The following is an 18,502-nucleotide window of genomic DNA, read 5'->3' on the forward strand; positions in this document are numbered from 1 at the left end:
GGGTCGTTGACCCTCTCGCGGTTCCTTCAACCGCTCAGCTCGAGTGAATCTGCAGGACTCCAGCCATTCGCACCAGATCGGCCAATGACCCAGCATCCATCTTGACCATTACGCTTGCGCGATGCGCCTTAACGGTACGTTCTGTAGTCCCCAACTCCGCGGCGACTTGCTTGTTCAGCAAGCCAGAGGTTATCAGCGTGAAGACTTCCCGTTCGCGAGAGGTCAGTGAGCGATGCAGCTGTTCAAGTCCGACCAGCTGCGATCTCTCGGCGCGACGCCGGCGGGAAATATCGGCGCCGCGAGCTATCGAGCTCAACAGCGCACGCTCGTCAACCGGCTTTTCGAGGAAGTCCACAGCACCCTTTCTCATCGCGTGCATACCGAGTGACAGATCGCCGTGACCCGTGATGAACACGATCGACGCGTAGGGAATAGTGCGGTTGAGTTCCTCCTGAAGTTGGAGCCCGTTCATTTTCGGCAGGTAAATATCCGCCACCACACAATCGAATTCCTTCGCGTCGGAAGCCTCGAGAAGTTCTTCTGCGGAAGAGTAGGCTGCCACCTCGAAGCCTGCCGTGCGGAGCTGGAACGAGAGGGCTTGGCGCACGCTATCGTCGTCCTCGATAACTGCGACTCTGACGCGTTTGGAAATCGGCTGAGATTTCATGTTTTGAACGCCGTTGGCCGCGACACTCTGCAGTCCAGTGCAAGGTTTTGTGCTTGCCACGAATTTCCCTCCCCGGGTGATCAGTAGCCAGAGCTGTCGAGATATTACAGCTCGTTGACGGCATCGAGCAATTGGACTTTTGTCACATATCAAATTCTGAAGAGCGATCGCGGCGCCAGGAATCATCCTCAAGAGTGAACGTTGAGTAAGAAAAAAAAGCCGCGAAACAGCAAGTCGAACACCGCTGCTATCGGAAAGGTAACGACCCCGACGCGAGCGCCGTCGTCGATGGAGTCGTCGAAGTCTCGGCTCCGTCTCGTTTGGCTGCTGCCTATACTTGCGCTGCTGGTGGCGATCACACTTCTGGTTCGGCGGACGAAGGAATCTGTGAGTCTGGTGGCAGCAACACCGCCGGTGCTCGACGCGAAATTCGTCGGAGCGGCGGAGTGCGCGACCTGTCACGAGCAGGAGAATTCTCTCTGGCGCGGATCGCATCATCAACTGGCGATGCAGCCGGCGACGGATTCCACGGTCCTTGGCGATTTCAATCACGCCAGCTTCGATAACAATGGCGTAACGACGATCTTCTCCCGCAATGGCTCGAAGTTCATGGTGCGTACCGACGGCCCCGACGGCGCGCTGCATGATTACGAAATCGGATACACGTTCGGCGTTTACCCACTTCAGCAATATCTAATCGCGATGCCGGGCGGGCGCTTGCAGGCGTTGGGGATAGCTTGGGACACCAGGACCCGCGAGCGCGGCGGCCAACGTTGGTTCTTTCTGTATCCCGGACAGAAGATCACGGCGCCGGACACGCAGCACTGGACGGGTATCGATCAGAACTGGAACTACATGTGCGCCGATTGCCATTCGACCAACCTGCGCAAGAACTACGATTCTCGAACGCGCACGTTTTCGACTGCCTACGCGGAGATCGATGTCTCGTGCGAGGCCTGTCATGGTCCCGGATCGAATCACCTGTCGTGGGCGAAGAAGCAGGGCGATTGGCAGAGACTCGACGCGACTGAGGGCCTGACGATCGCACTCGATGAGCGCAAAGGCGTTGCGTGGCCGATCGATCCAGTCACCGGCAATGCGCGTCGAAGCTCGCCGCGTCAATCAGAGCGGGAAATCGAGACGTGTGCGCGATGCCATGCGCGGCGCGGCGAGATTCACGAAGACTATGTGCACGGCCAGCCGGTGGGCGATGATTACCATGTCGCGCTGCTCGATGAAGATCACTATTTCCCGGACGGCCAGATAAAGGAGGAAGACTACGAGTATGGCTCCTTCATCCAGAGCCGGATGTTTCATGCAGGCGTGACCTGCAGCGATTGCCACGAGCCGCACAGTTCGCGGCTCCGCGCCGAGGGCAACAACGTTTGCATGCAGTGTCATTCGGCGCGGAAGTACGATTCGCCGACGCATCATTTTCACAAAATGGGATCGGCCGGAGCGCGATGCGTCGAATGCCATATGCCGACGCGCACGTACATGGTCGTCGATGCGCGCCGCGATCACAGCATCAGGATTCCGCGCCCTGACCTATCGGTGAAGCTTGGCACTCCCAACGCGTGCACCAATTGCCACACCGACAAATCGACGCAGTGGGCATTGGATTCAGTCAATAAGTGGTACAGGCATGCGCCTGAAGGCTTCCAGCGTTTTGCTGAGACCCTGAATGCCGGCGAGGCGGGAGCACCAGGCGCACAACAATCACTCGAGAGATTGGTCGCGAACCGCGAGCAGCCTGCGATTGCGCGCGCGACTGCGCTTGCTTTGCTCGCCAACTTCGCGCCGCTTCCGACCGACGATGCCGTTCACGCTGGCGTTGTCGACGATTGGGCTCTCGTGCGCCGCGCCACCGCTCACGCACTGTCGAACACCGATCCAGCAACCAGCGTGAATACATTGGCGCCGCTACTCAGCGATCCCGTCCGCGCAGTGCGGACCGAAGCGGCGGAAGTCCTTGCTGGGTTGCCCGCGGGGAACCTTCCCGCAGAGGTTTCCGTTGCTTTCAATCGTGCCACTGACGAGTACATCAGTTCGCAGCAATTGAACGCGGATCGCCCCGAGGCGCACATGAATCTGGGTTTGTTGTATGCAAGACAGAATCACTTCGACCAGGCGGAGCAGGAACTCAAGACCGCGTTGTCGCTCGACCCGAGCTTTGCGCCGGGCGCCGTCAATCTTGCAGACCTTTATCGCGCACAGAACCGCGATGATGAGGGTGAACGCGTCCTCAAGAATGCTCTCAGCCGCTCGCCGGACGACGCATCGCTCGAGCACGCGCTAGGTCTGCTAATGGTGCGCCAGAAGCGCAACGCGCAAGCACTGGAGTTTCTCGGAGCAGCCACGCGCGACGAACCAGGCAATGCGCGTTATGCCTACGTTTACGCGATCGCGTTAAACGATGCAGGAAAGACCGCCGCAGCAATCGAGACGTTGGAGAGTTCCATCAAGGCGCATCCTTATGATCTCGATTCACTCATCGCGCTGGTAAATTTCCTGGAACAGTCTGGCGATCCCGCGAAAGCATTGACCTATGCGAATCGTCTTGCTGAGCTGGAGCCGGATAATCAACAGGTCCAGCAGATGCTGAAAGAGCTACACGGGCACTTGCAGGATTCAAAACCGAAATCCTGATAACGCTGCTTGAAGGTCACAGTTATCGTGCATGCCTTACCAGCCCCTGGAGTCGCGGCGCAGGTGCCACCGGTTATCGAGAAGTCGGTGCCATTGGTTCCGCTGAAGCTTTCCCTGAGAGTTGACCAGGGCGTCGGTATACACCGACTGCTCCGTTTGCGCGCGCGCGACGGTGGGCAGAGCGAGGCAGCAAAGAAACGGCATCAGAAACGTGAGCGCGATAGCGTGTGGCGCAATCTCACAGGTCGAAACATATTACTACAAAATGTATAGTCAAATGACGTGGGCGAGCAAAGACAAAATCGAGCGCCTGCGTAGCGCCGTTGTCTAAACGGCCAAAACACCTGTCGTCGCTCGCCCGGGCAAACTTCGGGGGGTTGTGCCGTTTCTTCCTTGAAGTTTTGAGTCAATGTCACCTCGCCGTATTTCCGGCTGAGGTATTGTACTTTGGTACAATAGCAGGAAACTTCTGCGCGTCGCAGAATGTGCTCCTCGAAACTCAAGTTCAACTCTCTCTCGATTCCAGTGAATCGGAGAGAACAGAAGTGGGATCAAGGAGAACACTCATGTGGAACGCAAAGGCGATCCTCCGTCGAATTGTGGTGCCGGTCCTCGGCGTCCTTCCCATGCTCTTGTTTGCTGGAATATCCGGCGCCCAGTACGGCCAATACCCGGTACTGGACAGGGTTTCCAACAAGGTAGTCCAGAAATACCAGAACTCGTCTTGCGAGCAATTGTGGCAAGAGCGACAGCAGCCAAAATCGCAGAGGGAACAGGAAGCCGTGAACTTTCTGCACAACGATCCGCAGATGCGCCGGATGTTCATCGACAGAGTAGCGGCGCCTGTCGCGAACAAGATGTTCGAATGCGGGATGATCCCATGATCGCCGCGAAGGAAGCACTTCAATCCTGGCCATCAACATTCGTCGCGAGGTCAACTGCGCGCGTTCTCGTAGTAGCGTTGGCTGTACTTCTAACGATACCCGCCAATGCCCAGACGGCGCACAAGGCATCGAAGTCTGCGAAGGCGTCGGTGCCGACGCTGCCCGCGCCCGCGCCGGTGCTCGAGCCCAAGGCGATCGAAATTCTCAAAGCAGCATGCGCCAAGCTAGCCGCAGCGCACTCGATGTCGTTCACAGCGGTTATCAGCTACGAGAACCCGAGCCGGCTCGGTCCGCCACTCATCTATACGGTACGCGATGATGTAACCCTGGAGCGGCCTGACAAACTCAAGGTGATAACACCGGGTGATGGTCCTGTGAACGAGTTTTACTATGACGGCAAGACGATGTCCGCCTATGCGCCGGCCGAGAACCTAGTCGCGGTGGCCAGCGCTCCACCCACGATCGACGCTATGTTGGAGGCAGCGCACCGGGACGCCGCCATCTACTACCCGTTCACCGACGTGATCGTCGCAGATCCGTATGAAGGAATCGCCGACGGAATGACGACCGCGTTCTACATCGGTCAATCGCACGTCATGGGAGGGGTCACTACGGACATGGTCGCGGTTAACAACAACTGGGTGTTTGAACAGCTCTGGATCGGTGCCGACGACAAGCTGCCCCGGATGGCACGCGCGGTGTTCCACGCCGACCCGGTCGGATTGCGTCATCAGATCGAATTCTCTAACTGGCAAATCGACCAGGCAGTCGCCCCAAACGCCTTCACGTCACCTGGCCTGGCTTCGGCCAAGCGAATCTCGTTCAGCCGGCCTGACCCTCAGCTTCCGCCAGGTATTAAGCCTCCAAAGAGAACAGCCTCATCAAAGGCAAATTGAGGAGTCGCATCATGAAAAGAGTATTGATCGGCTTACTAGGTCTCTCGATCGCGGCGCTTATGCCCGGCCTCGCCGGTGCCTGGTCTCATGCTGGAAGGTACGGTGGCTCTGAATCTGGCGGGGGCGGTTCATGGAACGCCAACGGTGCGCACGGAGCCTCGGCATCGGGCGGAGGTGGCTCCTGGAGCGGCAAGGGCGCCTTTGGCGGCAGCGCATCAGGCGGGGGAGGTTCCTGGAACGCACGAGGTGGCAACGGCGGCTCGGCATCGGGTGGAGGCGGTTCGTGGAGCGGCAAAGGCGGCAACGGCGGCTCCGCGTCAGGTGGGGACGGTTCATGGAGCGGTCATACTGAAAATGGCGGCACCGCGTCGGGCGGAGAAGGATCGTGGAATGCGCATGGTGCCAACGGAGGCGCCGCGTCGGGCGGCGAAGGTTCATGGAGCGGCCACACTGAAAATGGCGGTACCGCATCCGGCGGTGGTGGGTCGTGGAGTGGCCAAGGCGCCAACGGCAGCACCTATAATCACAATACTTACGGCAGCTACGGGAGTACTTCCGCCTACAACAGTAATACCTATCACGCGAGCAATAGCTACGCGACCACTACGTACAGCAACAACGGGACTTACTATGGCGGTAGCTATAGCACCTACCATCCACCTACCACAGTGAATTACTACGGCAGCAGTTGTTCCAATTGCGGGGGCTGGAGCACCGCTGGCGCCGCTGCTGCGGGCGTCGCGGTCGGTGCGGTTGTCGGTGCGACCGTCGCCACCGCGAACTCGAACGCAAACGCGGCGAACGCTTACAATTCTGGCTACGCCGCCGGCAGCTACAACACTGCGTACGCTATGGGTGCGATCTACCCGACGACGCCTGCTGGATGTATCCAACAATACGTCAGCGGCTCGACCTACTACTTTTGCAACAACACCAACACGTGGTTCCTGCCATCCTACGGCGCGAATGGAGTCTACTATCGCGTGGTGCCTCCTCCAGGTTGATTCGTTTCCCAACTCGCGAGCTCGATTCCTGGAGTCCTGTAGGAACGGAAAGTGGATTGGGATGTTTTCGACGACTACGGAGTGTTGAAAGAGTACACATAGGGATATGAAGCGATGAACGTTATACGCCAAAAAACTGTTCTTACACTGACGGTCGTCGCCCTATTCATCATGGTCGGCTTTTGCACAGCGCCGGCTCGAGCGCAGCAGATCAACGGCGTGCCGGGGTCGCCCAGCGCCACGGTGATTCTCGATGGCAAGCAACTTCCGCCGCCGCCGATGCCGTTCGGCGGCGTGATCAAGGAAAGCGCCAAGGATTCCACACCGTGGTGGCCGCCGCGCGTAGTGCCTCCCAAGGGCGCGCCAAACATCCTCCTTATCATGACCGACGACCAGGGCTATGGCGTTTCGGGCACCTTCGGCGGAGTCATCCCGACGCCTGCGATGGATCGCATAGCCAACGCCGGATTGCGCTACACGGAGTTCCACTCAACCGCACTTTGTTCGCCCACACGCGCCGCGCTGATTACAGGTCGCAACCATCATTCAGTCGGATACGGTGTGATCGGCGAATTGTCCACCGGTTATCCGGGCTACGATTCGGTGATCGGTCCGGATAGCGCGACCATCGGTACCATGTTGCGGGACAACGGCTATTCCACCTCATGGTTCGGGAAGGACCACAATATCCCCGCTTTTCAGTACAGCGCAGCTGGGCCTTTCGACCAATGGCCAGTAGGCGAGGGCTTCCAGTACTTTTACGGGTTCCTGGGTGGCGAGACCGACCAGTGGACGCCCTATCTCTATCGCAATACGACGCCGGTGTTTCCGTGGGTCGGCAAGTCTGGCTACAACCTTACTACCGACCTGGCTGACGATGCCATCAAATACATAAGCGGTCTAAACGCGGCCGCGCCGGATAAGCCATTCTTCGTCTACTACGTACCGGGCGGCACGCACTCGCCGCACCAGCCGACCAAGGAATGGATCGATAAGTTCAAAGGCAAGTTCGACACGGGCTATGAAAAGTTGCGCGAACAAATATTCGCCAACCAGAAACGGCTCGGTGTGATTCCAGCAGAAACCCAGCTCACTCCGTGGCCGGACGGACAGGCTGCCTATGGCGGCGCAAAGCTGCCGAGGTGGGACTCGCTCTCGCTGCTTCAGAAGAAGCTTTACGCGCGCGAGGCGGAGGTCTTCGCCGCGTACGCTGCTTACACCGATCGTGAGATTGGCCGCGTTATCCAGGAAGTTCAGGACGAAGGCAAGCTTGATAACACGCTTATCATCTATATCAGTGGCGACAACGGCACCAGCGCCGAAGGGACGCTTGAGGGTACCTATAACCAGATGACCGCCTACAACGGCATCTTGACCCTTCCCTTGCCTCTGCAGTTACTGCATTACGCGGACTGGGGCTCGGACAAGACTTATCCGCATATGTCGGTGGCATGGTCGTGGGCATTCGATACCCCTTTCAAGTGGACCAAGCAGGTGGCGTCGCATTTTGGCGGCACTAGACAAGGGATGGCGATAAGTTGGCCCGGTCACATCACTGATGTTGGCGGCATCCGCCCGCAGTTCCATCATGTCATTGATATCGTGCCGACGATCCTCGAAGCGACGGGTATCAAGGCGCCTGAGATAGTCAATGGCATTAAGCAGAAACCGATTGAAGGAGTGAGCATGGCCTATACGTTCGACAAGGCCAACGCCAATGCTCCATCGAAGCACGAAACACAGTACTTCGAGATGGTCGGTAACCGTGCTATCTACCACGACGGTTGGATTGCCTCGACGACGCCGCCTGCCGCTCCGTGGCTTCTTGCAACCGGCAAGCTGACCGACGTCAACGACTATAACTGGGAACTATACCACATCACCGAGGATTACTCGCAAAACAACGACCTAGCCTCGAAAATGCCGGACAAGCTGAAGGAAATGCAGGCATTGTTCCTGACTGAAGCCGCAAAATATCAGGTACTGCCTTTGGACAACACTGGCTTCTCGCGTCTTCTAACGCCGCGACCGAGCGCGGTCGCAGGGCGAACTGTTTTCACCTATAAGGGTGAGAACACCAACATCCCGGTGGGAAACGCTCCCAGCATTCTGGACAAGGACTATACCATCACTGCCGAAGTGACAATCCCGCAGGGTGGCGCTGAAGGAATGATCGTGACCCTGGGCGGCCGCTTCGGCGGCTATGGCCTATATTTGCTCAAAGGCAAGCCGGTCTTTGACTACAACATGCTCGACCTCACCCATTACCGTTGGGAGGGGGGAGTGTTAGGCCACGGCTTGACAGCTGAGGCGCTCAAGCCGGGCAAGCATACTATAGTGTTCGACTTCAAATACGACGGACCTGGACCCGGCAAAGGTGGCACAGGAGTGTTCACTGTCGATGGCAATGAGATCGCCCGCAAGAAGATCCCGCATACGATTCCGCTCCTTATGTCGATAGACGAGACATTCGATGTTGGGAGCGACACTCGCACGGCAGTGAACGATGACTACAAGCTGCCATTCCGCTTCACCGGCACGATCGACAAGCTGACTTTCAACCTCGGCCCTGAGCAATTGACGGACTCGGATCGAAAAGCCATCGCGGAGAAAATGGCGAGAGCCAGGGACTAGACCGTTGGAATTACGATCATGGAAGCTGCGGACGTCTTGCTGAACAGTTCTCCGTCAGTGTACGCTCTGCAATCTGCGACCGCGGTGATTGAAGCAGGTGCTGGCTTCGCGCTACTGATTTTTCCCTCCAAAGCGGCGAGACTCCTGCTCGGCGCGCCATTGGACGCGGCCGATGCCTTGACCGTGGCGCGTATTGGCGGCATGGCCTTGATTACGTTGGGTGCAGCATTCTGGCTTGCTCGAGGCGACTCGCAAAGCCGCGCCTCGAAAGGGATGATCGCCGCGATGGTGCTGTACAATCTCGGCGCGGCATTTGTCCTTGGAGCGTTCGGTATCGGGTCGCAGCGCGTCGGCGTGGCGTTATGGCCGGCGGTCGTACTGCATACTGCCATGACTGCCTGGTGCATCATGAGCGTTCGATCATTAGGACTCGTTGAAGGGACCCCGAATCTCCATCAGTCGTAGTGCGCAATGAGTTATAACCAACCGGTCGGAGATACATCACTTATTGCATGTCTGCATTGCGACTTGCTGCAGCGGATTCCGGATCTTGAACCCGGCGCGTCGGCGCGCTGCCCGCGATGTAACAAAGAACTATGGCGCCATCGGGTGGACTCACTCAACCGGACACTGGCGCTCACCGTCGGCGCAGTTTTGCTTTACGTGATTGCGAACTCGGTTCCTATGCTTGGTCTTACGATCGTTGGACGAGACGCCTCGACCACTGTGATCGGCGGCGCACAGCACCTTTGGGACAACGGGCAGAAGATAGTCGGGGTGCTAGTCCTATTCACGGCAGTTATCGCGCCCGCACTGCAAATCGGTCTGATGCTGGCTATCGTGCTCGGCGGGATGCTCGCGCGACCGCCTAGATGGGTGGGAACGCTGCTTCGCTATCACCCGACCACACGCATCTGGAGCATGATCGAAGTCATGATGGTTGGCGTGCTGGTCGCCTTGGTCAAAATTGCGGACTACGCAACTGTGATTCCGGGAATGGCGCTGTTCGTGCTCTGGGTGCTCGTCTTCGTTCTGGCGGGGATGTCGGCCGCCTTCGATTCTCGAGATGTGTGGGAGAGGATCCAATGGGCGGACGAAGCGCAACACGACGCGGTGGGTGAGAGCCTGCTGGAGGGAAGGTCGTGAGCGCGCCCGGTATTACCGCGATGCAGCGAGGTCTCCAAAGCTGCGAAGGTTGTGGCTTACTCTCGCGTCCCGAGCCGGGCGAGCATGAAGGACGCTGCCCGCGCTGCGATGAGAAACTTGAATTTCGAAAGGCTGCCAGCTTCCAGCGCACATGGGCGTACCTTATTGCCGCTGCAATCTGTTACATCCCGGCGAACGTGCTCCCCGTGCTGACGACCACCACCGCGGCAGGCGCCGATTCCGACACTATTCTGCAAGGTGTCGTACTGCTGTGGTCGCCGACGGGATGGCCGCTATCGATCATCGTGCTCGTCGCGAGCATCATGATACCCAGCGCTAAGATTCTCGCGCTTGGGTACCTCCTGATCACGACTCAGCGCGGCTCAATCGCAAACAACGAGCAGCGGATTCGTATGTACAGGATGGTCGAGTTCATCGGCCGCTGGTCGATGGTCGACGTTTTCGTCGATACCTTCACCGCTGCTCTGATTCAGCTCCAACCCCTCATGTCGGTGGAACCCGGGCCGGGGCTGATCTTCTTCGCCGCGGTGGTGGTGTTTACGATGCTCGCGGTCGAATCATTCGATCCGCGGCTCATCTGGGATTCCATAAGCTCGCAAGAGGCAGATTCGAGAGAGGTTACGTATGCCTGACCACGATCCACCACGCTCGTCAGTCCCCGAATCCAGGAACGTGCCCAAGAAGCGCACGCGGCTTTCGCTCGTTTGGTTCATTCCGATTCTGGCAGCGGTTGTCGGAGCTTGGGTGGCAGTTACACGAGTATTGGCTGAAGGCCCCACGATAACGATTACCATGAAATCGGCGGAAGGACTGGAGGCTGGCAAAACAAAGATCCATTACAACGGCGTTGATATCGGAACCGTTTCAAAGATTGAGCTGTCGCCCGATCACCAGCGTGTGATTCTGACCGCCCAGATGGCGCCTAAGACGGAGGAATTTCTGGTTGCGGACACTAAATTCTGGGTCGTTCGGCCCCGAATATCGGGCGCTAATGTTTCCGGCTTAGGCACTCTTATCTCGGGCGCCTATATAGGCGTGGAAATCGGTTCTTCGCAGGAAGAGAAGCGCGTATTTGCGGCGCTAGAAACCCCACCCGTCATAACCGGCGACATTCCCGGCCGCTTTTTCACTTTGAAGACTGCTGACTTAGGCTCGCTCGACACCGGCACTCCAATTTACTTCCGGCGTGTACAGGTCGGGCAGGTCGCATCCTATGCGCTCGACAAGGACGGCAAGGATCTGACCGTAAGGGTTTTCGTGCAGGCGCCGTACGACCAATACGTCAACCCTAACACTCGTTTCTGGCATGCAAGCGGGATCGACGTCTCACTCTCGGCGAGCGGTCTAACTGTGCAGACCCAGTCGGTGTTGTCGATTCTTATAGGTGGTGTCGCTTTCGAAACAGCGGCGAGCGAGCCGGTTTTGCCGCCGGCCGAAGCGAACGCAGTCTTTACTCTTTACGCCAATAGGACTGAAGCCTTTAATCCGCCGCCGCGCAATCCGCAGACCTATGTGCTCAACTTCAAGGAATCGGTGCGAGGGTTGACAGTAGGAGCGCCCGTCGAGTTCCACGGCATTCCCATCGGCGCGGTTACGGATGTCCGGGCGCAGATTGACCTGAAGACATTCGAGTTTTCGGTGCCTGTAACTATCAGCCTGGACCCGACTCGGCTTGGAGTAAGAGTCGTTGATGCCTCAGCCGGCATTGATCTCGAGTCGATGCGCCGAAGGTTGATCGATAGCCTGATAGCTCATGGGGCCCGTGCGCAGTTGGCAACGGGTAACCTGCTTACTGGGTCCGCGTATGTTTCGATCGACTTTTTCCCGGGTGCGCCACCGGCGACGGTGGACTGGTCGCAGAAGCCACCGCAGATTCCGACCACACCGGGACAGTTCCAGTCGACCGAGGCGACGGTCGAGAACATTATCAAGAAACTCGACAAGGTGCCGTTCCAGGAGATCGGCGAAGATTTGCAAAAAGCTATCGCCCAGCTGAATACAACACTGGTTAGCGCACAAGGTACGTTGACGAGCGCACGCGGTACTCTTGACAATACGAGCGCGCTTACCGAGCCGAATTCCTCGCAGGTCCAGCAAATAGGCAACACGCTGCAGGAAGTGAGTCGCGCCGCGCGATCGTTGCGGGTGCTAGCAGACTATCTCGAGCGCCACCCCGAGGCGCTCCTTCGAGGCAAGGCCGGGGAGGCGAAGTAATGGCACGACGTATCGCGCAACTGATCTCGATCGCATTGATCGCTGCGGCAGCAGCGGGATGCAGTACTTCCCCGTCGCGCTTCTACGCACTGTCCTCGACGGCGACGGCAGATGGTACACCGGCTACGGCCGCCGCAGTGATGGTAGGTCCGGTTACGATACCTGCGTCCGTCGATCAGCCTGAATTCGTGGTGCAGGTAGCTCCGAACCGCGTCCAGGTTGATGAGTTCAATCGATGGGTCTCGCCGCTGAACGATTCGATCGCGCGCGCTGTTGCCGGCGATCTCGTCGTGCTGCTGGGTACCCCCGAGGTAGCCAATTCGCAGCTGGCTAACTTTGTCCCGGACTACAGAGTCACGATCGACGTGCAGCGCTTCGAGTCGATACAAGGACAGGCGGCAGTTGTCGAGGCGGTCTGGACAGTTCGGAAGACTGCGAGTGGAGCAATCCGGTCGGGCCGCACGGTTGCGCGCGAACCCGTGCAGGGTCAGAGCTACGACGCACTCGCGGCGGCCCACAGCCAGGCGATAGCAAAGATGAGCGGCGACATCGCGGCAGCGATTCGCGCTGAAGCAGAGCAGAAATCGTAACGCTACCCCGGTAGCCGATTCATCCGAGGTGAAGGAAAAACTGATCTCATGAGCAGAATGAAACTACTATCTCGTCCCAGGGGTCGATCTTTGCCGTTGATACTTGCCGCGGCAGTCCTGATGTCGACCTCGCCGGTGATCACCGGTTGTTCGCGAGGCGATGAGCAACCTGCCGCTGCGCCTTCGACTCAAGCGCAGCCGAGCATCGCTCCGACCGCCGCGCCCGCTCCGCCTCCTCCTGCTGCGGCTGCTGAACCCGGTCCTCCCCCAGGAGCAGCGACAGCGCAGGACTTGCAGGAGTTGGTCTCCCCGATCGCGCTATACCCTGACGTTCTGGTTGCGCAGATCCTTGCCGGCTCAACCTATCCGACTCAGGTGGTGGAAGCCGATCGTTGGATGAAGCAGAACCCTAACCTGACTGGCGATCAGTTGGCGAACCAGGTTAATCAGCAAGCATGGGATCCCAGCATAAAGTCGCTGACTCAGTTTCCTACCGTGCTGCAAACCATGAACGACAACCTGGCGTGGACCTCAGACCTCGGCGAGGCATACTACAATCAGCCCGCCGACGTAATGAATGCGATCCAGACCCTCCGCAACATGGCGATGGCCGCGGGAACGCTTAAGTCCACTGACCAACAGAAAGTTGAAGTCCAGCCTGCTCCTGCAGCCGCACAAGGTAGCGCACAACCCTCAGTGCAGCAGACCGTGATCATTCAGCCGGCCCAGCCGAATACGGTCTATGTCCCTCAGTACAATCCAACGACAGCCTACGGAGCACCAGTCCCGGCGCCTGCGGGATATACGGGGAGTGATTTGCTTCTCACTGGTGCCTTGTCCTTTGGAGCGGGAATTTTGCTCGGTTCGCTGATCAACAACGGTAACAATAACTGGGGCTGCAATTGGTATGGGGGCGGCAGCGGCTACCACAGCTCGGTCAAGTACAACAATAATGTCTATGTGACCAACAACAACGTGTACCCCGGACGATATCCTGCTGGAGGCGGAGGTTACCGGCCGCCCGCGTATCGTCCGCCCAATGGAAACTATCCTCGTCCAGGATACCCGGCACGACCGGCGCCTTATCCGGCGACCAGGCCTGCTTACAATGGTGGCGGCGGAATCAACAATCCTAACAATCCGGGAATTCCCGCGACCCGGCCGTACGACAAGAAAACCGCGAGACCGGCGAACCCGGAGATCGCGAAACCTAACTTTCCTAAAGCGAGCACGCTTCCCAACAATCCAGGTGGATCTAATCTGAAAAATAAGGAACTCGCGAAGAATCGTCCTAATCAGCCTGCAAATCCCGCCGCTGGAAATCGGCCCGCAAATCCTGCCGTTGGAAATCGGCCGGCCAATCTCACTGCTGCTAATCTGCCTGCTACCAGACCCGCCAATCGCGCGGCAGATCCAGCCCGAGGCTTTGCGAAGGACAACGGCAGCACGGGCGGCCGCAATAGCGCCCTAGGCGGATATGAGCCCGGCGGAAATGCACGAGCATCCAGTGACCGCGGGCAATCCAGCTTCAAGGGGAACCAGAAACCCGCAGGCGGAGGCGGAAAAGGCGGCGGCAATGCCAATCGCGGAGGCGGCGGCAATGCTAATCGTGGAGGTGGCGGCGGAAACGGCGGCGGGAATCGCGGCGGCGGGAAAAAGGGGAAATGAGGAATTCCAATGACGAATAAAATTATTACGATGAGATTCAGATTCCTCGCTGTATCCGTTCTTCTTTTGGGGTGCTTGTTACTGACGCCATTCGCGTCAGCAGATGAGACCTCCACGCAGAAAGTCTTTCCGTCACCGGATGCTGCGGCCAGCGCTCTGGTCGCCGCTGACAAAGCGGACGACACGAAAACATTGAGCTCCATATTGGGTCCCGACGCGGATCAGATCCTATCTTCGGGAGATCCAGTCGCCGACAAGAATGCGCGTGAGGAATTTGCGCGCCGCTACCAGGAAATGCACCGGCTCGAATACGACGATCAAGGACGCGTCATCCTTTATGTCGGCGCCGGGAACTGGCCGGTTCCAATCCCACTGGTAAAGAAGGATAGCGGTTGGATTTTCGACACGGCCGCAGGCAAGGAGGAGCTACTCTTCCGACGGATAGGTCGAAACGAGCTGTTCACTATAAAAGTGCTCGAAGACCTCGCTAAGGCACAATCGGAATATGCCAGCCAAGAGCACGATGGCAGCGAAGGTCAGTTCGCGCAGAAAATCCTGAGCGATCCCGGGAAGCAGAATGGCTTGTATTGGGAAGCTGCCGAGGGTCAGCCCGAAAGTCCTATAGGACCACTCGTCGCGACCGCATCAGCAGAGGGTTACAAGAAAGACAGTGGCGGAAATCCTGTCCCGTTCCACGGCTACTACTACAAAGTATTGGAAGGGCAGGGCAGGAATGCTCCGGGCGGCGCAAAGAAGTATCTAGTCGACGGTAAGATGACCAATGGATTTGCGTTCATCGCCTATCCCGCCGAGTATCGCGCATCAGGTGTGATGACATTCATGATCAACCAGGACGGTGTCATTGTTCAAAAAGACCTTGGGCCGGACACCGCCACGTTGGCTGGTAAAACGACTCAATACAATCCAGACAAGACCTGGCAGGAAGTGGACGAATAGGCCAGTAGCGATGGCGCGCCAAAGACACAAGCCGATCGAGGCCAGCCTTTTTGCTCAGCTTCGAGAGGAAGTCCATCGTCGATTCGCGCCGCACCGACATAGCGCCCTGCTATATGCACTCATCACTGCGTTTGTAGCGCGCCCTTTGATCGGCGACACAGGTGCGGGTTTTTTACTGTTTAGCATCGCGCTCGTAGTTCTCCTGCTGGTGGCCCTTTATAACATCAACGTCGATGAGCTGGTCGGTGAAAGAGGTCTTCTGCTGACTCAAGCCAAACATCGGCGACTATTGGGTTGGATGCTCGCGATAGCAGCCGGATTGGAACGTATAGCGACAATATTTGTGCACAATCCCATGCTGGACATGGCGGGTACTATTATCTGGTTTCTATTCGTCGTGTTCATCGCGGCCAGTCAGTTGCGCAGCGTTCTGAGGCAAAGAGCGGTGACCGGAGAAACCATTTGCATGGCGGTTTCAGTCTATTTGTTATTCGGCTTTGCCTGGGCGCTTCTGTACGCATTCATATACCAGAGGCATCCGGAAGCCTTTTCAGGCATCGTGACCGGAGCCCAAGTCAGGACGACTGAGTTCCAGCATCTTTTCCCGATTTTCGGTTACTTCAGCCTGACGACCTTGTCCACTGTCGGCTTTGGCGATATCACTCCAGTGACTATTCAAGCCCGCTACGCGGCAGTCGCGGAAGGAATCGCCGGACAGTTCTACCTGGCGATTTTGGTCGCACGGCTGGTGGGAATGCAGATGACTCAGTCGCCAAGTCAGGGCGCCACACAAAAGGCCATCGACTCCGGCACAGAAGGGCGATGAGGGCCCGCGCAGTTGTACGGATCCTGGCCTGCCTGCTGGCCATAGCTATAGAAGTGCGTGTCGTGCGAGCTGACGGTGGAAGTGCGCCGGCTCTTAGCCAGTCGGAGCTGGTGAATCAGGCGAACGCTCCGATTTCGAGTCTCTTCCAGATTCGGCTGCAGGACGCATATGCGCCGGCTTTTCAGGGCGCACTGCGGGGTCAAGGCAATTTCTTTTCGATCGCCATCGGCATGCCACTGCCGCAATATCGGTTCCTGCCATTTCCACAATTGTCGCTGTTAACGATTCCCGCGGCAGTCACCCTTCCGCTTCCCCTGGGCTCGTCGACCGGTTTCGGCGACATCCGCTTTGTCGATCTCGCAATCCTTGATGCAGGCCACAGCCTGCTCTTTGGAATCGGCCCCACCTTTGTCTTCCCCACCGCCAACGAACTTAGCTCCGGTCAAGGCAAATGGCAGATTGGACCCGCGGCGGCTGCGGCGTACGCACCGCGCAATTGGCTTTTTGGAGTGCTCGCACAAAATCCGATCGCATTCGCGGGAGATCCGAAGTTTCCAGACGCGAACGCATTGTTCCTTCAACCTTTTATTACCTACCAGTTAGGTCATGGCTGGTTTCTCCGATCCGAGCCGCAAATGATTTTCGACTGGGTGACCAACAAGCAGCAGTTGCCGATCGACGCGGGTATTGGTTGGGTCTTCAAAATTGGCCGACAGTACGTGAACGCCTTCGTCGAACCAGCTTGGAACGTATCAGGGGACGGCCCTGCTCCGAGGTACGCAATCACATTTGGATTCGCGCTGCTGTATCCTAATTTCTGGAGTTCGCTGGTGCGCTAGCATGGGCGTTGAAGCTAGAAACAAATACTCGTGAACCCAATAGACGTCGGTTGCATCGTGCTGGTGTGCGTCTTTGGAGGCGCGATGCTCGGGATGACTATCCACACCCTTCTGCCTGAGCATCATCTGAACGCGGAATCCAAGGACGTAATCAAGCTAGGGATGGGACTGATTGCGACGATGTCCGCCCTGGTCCTGGCCCTACTGACTAACTCGGCCAAAGGTTCTTACGACACTCAGAGAAACGAAGTGACGCAAGTTGCCGCCAATGTCATCCTGCTCGATCGCGTGCTCGAGCACTACGGCCCAGAGACGAAAGAAGCTCGCGATCTTCTCAAGCTCTCCGTCGCCGGCATGATCGATCGAATGTGGCCCAACGACCCGGTCCAGACTGCGAAGTTAGGGCCTACCACTGCGAGCGGAGAATTATTTTTCGACAAGATCCAGGAACTGACTCCGCAAAACGAGGTACAGCACGCGCTCCAAGCCCAAGCCATTACTTTGAGCATAGGGATTGGGCAAGCGCGTTTGTTGCTCTTCGAGCAGGGCGGCCGCTCGATCCCGATGCCCTTTCTCGTGTTGCTGATTTTCTGGGTGACTGTTATTTTCCTGAGCTTCGGGCTTTTCGCGCCACGCAACGCGACCGTTGTGGTAACTCTATTCCTGTGTGCGCTGTCGGTTTCGGGCGCGATCTTCCTGATCATGGAGTTGGACCGGCCATTTGGCGGGGTGATTCAGATTTCCAGCGCTCCGCTGCGCAACGCCTTGGCCAGTATCGGCAAGTAGTATGAGCGCCGTACCACAAAGCATCGTGACAACCGGCAAATGGCTACATCGCGAGTTCGTCGCGGCCCGCCCGGTATTCATATTTTTTCTGGTCGCGTTTCTACTTCAGTTCTTGATCATCAAACTGGCGGTTGCGCAATTCTCCATCCCGATAACCGCATTTTCCAAGGCTGTAGTCGGTGCGCTGTTCGCCGCCAAGGCGGTCCTGATAATCGATGAAACGCACATCGGACACGTTCTTGAGCGCTATCGCAAGATTGTAGCGGTAGCCATTAAGACGCTCCTGTACGGATTCGGAACGCTATTGTTGGGGTACTTGGAGAGGTTTCTCGAGGCCCTTCACCGGTCACGCAGCTTCGACGGGGCGGTCCGGCAAATGATCGACCAGGCAAATATCTATCGGTTCTTCGCGTGGGTCTTGGGAGTAACTCTCATATTCGCGATTTATTTCGTGTGGTCTGAAATAAACGAGCGAATGGGCGAAGGCGCCGTCTGGTCCCTGTTTTTTGATAAGCCTTAAAATCGGCAAAGTAATCGAGTCGCTCAACTCCTGATTACGCAGGTAAAATCCCGCCCCGATACAAGCGCAATTCTTATCGCTCTACTGTATTGCGCAACTGTTCGTATTGGTTTGAATTTCCCTGTCTTGACGAAATTTTTGCATCTCCGATCACTTTTGGGGTGGCGTTCTGCATTTAACGATGGTACAAATCACTCCGAT

The 18,502-nt window shown here is 57.5% G+C and carries 17 protein-coding genes; 16 read left to right on the top strand and 1 reads right to left on the bottom strand.

Annotation, left to right across the window (positions count from 1 at the left end):
- Positions 1-34 precede the first annotated feature (34 nt).
- Complete coding sequence (locus tag WB650_RS05190; protein ID WP_423959668.1) at positions 35-727, bottom strand: response regulator transcription factor; 693 nt, start codon at positions 725-727, stop codon at positions 35-37.
- Positions 728-868: 141 nt separating this feature from the next.
- Between WB650_RS05190 and WB650_RS05195 the strand changes: the two genes are divergently transcribed.
- The 16 genes from WB650_RS05195 to WB650_RS05270 all read left to right on the top strand — a co-directional run bounded on the left by WB650_RS05195 (position 869) and on the right by WB650_RS05270 (position 18,301).
- A complete protein-coding gene (locus tag WB650_RS05195) occupies positions 869-3,316 on the top strand; it encodes a tetratricopeptide repeat protein (protein ID WP_422303771.1) in 2,448 nt (815 codons plus the stop codon).
- A 566-nt stretch (positions 3,317-3,882) separates the two neighbouring features.
- Entirely contained in the window at positions 3,883-4,200 is a 318-nt protein-coding gene (locus WB650_RS05200) for a hypothetical protein (protein ID WP_422303772.1), read from the top strand.
- Between the two features lie 77 nt (positions 4,201-4,277).
- Positions 4,278-5,096: a DUF2092 domain-containing protein gene (locus tag WB650_RS05205; RefSeq protein WP_423959670.1), complete on the top strand. Its 819-nt coding sequence runs from the start codon at positions 4,278-4,280 to the stop codon at positions 5,094-5,096.
- A gap of 11 nt (positions 5,097-5,107) precedes the next feature.
- A complete protein-coding gene (locus tag WB650_RS05210; protein ID WP_422303774.1) occupies positions 5,108-6,100 on the top strand; it encodes a hypothetical protein in 993 nt (330 codons plus the stop codon).
- A gap of 114 nt (positions 6,101-6,214) precedes the next feature.
- A complete protein-coding gene (locus tag WB650_RS05215; RefSeq protein ID WP_422303775.1) occupies positions 6,215-8,734 on the top strand; it encodes an arylsulfatase in 2,520 nt (839 codons plus the stop codon).
- An 18-nt stretch (positions 8,735-8,752) separates the two neighbouring features.
- Positions 8,753-9,199, top strand: coding sequence for a hypothetical protein (locus tag WB650_RS05220; RefSeq protein ID WP_422303776.1), 447 nt, complete (start codon positions 8,753-8,755; stop codon positions 9,197-9,199).
- Positions 9,200-9,205: 6 nt separating this feature from the next.
- Complete coding sequence (locus tag WB650_RS05225) at positions 9,206-9,880, top strand: paraquat-inducible protein A (protein WP_422303777.1); 675 nt, start codon at positions 9,206-9,208, stop codon at positions 9,878-9,880.
- Positions 9,877-10,533 carry a paraquat-inducible protein A gene (locus WB650_RS05230; RefSeq protein ID WP_422303778.1) on the top strand — a complete coding sequence of 219 codons (657 nt, stop codon included), beginning with the start codon at positions 9,877-9,879 and terminating at the stop codon, positions 10,531-10,533. The genes WB650_RS05225 and WB650_RS05230 overlap by 4 nt, the downstream gene beginning before the upstream one ends.
- The gene (locus WB650_RS05235; protein WP_422303779.1) at positions 10,526-12,115 is read left to right on the top strand and encodes an intermembrane transport protein PqiB; all 1,590 of its coding nucleotides are present in this window, start codon (positions 10,526-10,528) and stop codon (positions 12,113-12,115) included. Before WB650_RS05230 ends, WB650_RS05235 begins: the two co-directional genes overlap by 8 nt.
- Positions 12,115-12,705, top strand: a complete 591-nt coding sequence (locus WB650_RS05240) for a PqiC family protein (RefSeq protein WP_422303780.1) — start codon at positions 12,115-12,117, stop codon at positions 12,703-12,705. The genes WB650_RS05235 and WB650_RS05240 overlap by 1 nt, the downstream gene beginning before the upstream one ends.
- A gap of 57 nt (positions 12,706-12,762) precedes the next feature.
- Positions 12,763-14,373, top strand: a complete 1,611-nt coding sequence (locus tag WB650_RS05245) for a DUF3300 domain-containing protein (RefSeq protein WP_423959673.1) — start codon at positions 12,763-12,765, stop codon at positions 14,371-14,373.
- A 30-nt stretch (positions 14,374-14,403) separates the two neighbouring features.
- A complete protein-coding gene (locus WB650_RS05250) occupies positions 14,404-15,330 on the top strand; it encodes a DUF2950 domain-containing protein (RefSeq protein ID WP_422303800.1) in 927 nt (308 codons plus the stop codon).
- 10 nt (positions 15,331-15,340) lie between these two features.
- Entirely contained in the window at positions 15,341-16,156 is an 816-nt protein-coding gene (locus tag WB650_RS05255; RefSeq protein ID WP_422303782.1) for a potassium channel family protein, read from the top strand.
- Positions 16,153-16,995: a hypothetical protein gene (locus WB650_RS05260; RefSeq protein WP_423959675.1), complete on the top strand. Its 843-nt coding sequence runs from the start codon at positions 16,153-16,155 to the stop codon at positions 16,993-16,995. The genes WB650_RS05255 and WB650_RS05260 overlap by 4 nt, the downstream gene beginning before the upstream one ends.
- Positions 16,996-17,025: 30 nt before the next feature.
- Positions 17,026-17,781, top strand: a complete 756-nt coding sequence (locus WB650_RS05265) for a hypothetical protein (RefSeq protein ID WP_422303784.1) — start codon at positions 17,026-17,028, stop codon at positions 17,779-17,781.
- Position 17,782: 1 nt separating this feature from the next.
- Entirely contained in the window at positions 17,783-18,301 is a 519-nt protein-coding gene (locus WB650_RS05270; protein WP_422303785.1) for a hypothetical protein, read from the top strand.
- Positions 18,302-18,502: the final 201 nt, after the last annotated feature.

This window comes from Binatus sp. (SeqCode) (genome assembly GCF_049584895.1).
GTDB lineage: Bacteria > Desulfobacterota > Binatia > Binatales > Binataceae > Binatus.

Bases quoted from the DNA above. Each gene is read 5' to 3' on its own strand.
- WB650_RS05200 (WP_422303772.1), top strand. From the start codon at position 3,883: ATGTGGAACGCAAAGGCGATCCTCCGTCGAATTGTGGTGCCGGTCCTC.
- WB650_RS05210 (WP_422303774.1), top strand. From the start codon at position 5,108: ATGAAAAGAGTATTGATCGGCTTACTAGGTCTCTCGATCGCGGCGCTT.
- WB650_RS05215 (WP_422303775.1), top strand. From the start codon at position 6,215: ATGAACGTTATACGCCAAAAAACTGTTCTTACACTGACGGTCGTCGCC.
- WB650_RS05220 (WP_422303776.1), top strand. From the start codon at position 8,753: ATGGAAGCTGCGGACGTCTTGCTGAACAGTTCTCCGTCAGTGTACGCT.
- WB650_RS05225 (WP_422303777.1), top strand. From the start codon at position 9,206: ATGAGTTATAACCAACCGGTCGGAGATACATCACTTATTGCATGTCTG.
- WB650_RS05235 (WP_422303779.1), top strand. From the start codon at position 10,526: ATGCCTGACCACGATCCACCACGCTCGTCAGTCCCCGAATCCAGGAAC.
- WB650_RS05240 (WP_422303780.1), top strand. From the start codon at position 12,115: ATGGCACGACGTATCGCGCAACTGATCTCGATCGCATTGATCGCTGCG.
- WB650_RS05245 (WP_423959673.1), top strand. From the start codon at position 12,763: ATGAAACTACTATCTCGTCCCAGGGGTCGATCTTTGCCGTTGATACTT.
- WB650_RS05250 (WP_422303800.1), top strand. From the start codon at position 14,404: ATGAGATTCAGATTCCTCGCTGTATCCGTTCTTCTTTTGGGGTGCTTG.
- WB650_RS05255 (WP_422303782.1), top strand. From the start codon at position 15,341: ATGGCGCGCCAAAGACACAAGCCGATCGAGGCCAGCCTTTTTGCTCAG.
- WB650_RS05260 (WP_423959675.1), top strand. From the start codon at position 16,153: ATGAGGGCCCGCGCAGTTGTACGGATCCTGGCCTGCCTGCTGGCCATA.
- WB650_RS05270 (WP_422303785.1), top strand. From the start codon at position 17,783: ATGAGCGCCGTACCACAAAGCATCGTGACAACCGGCAAATGGCTACAT.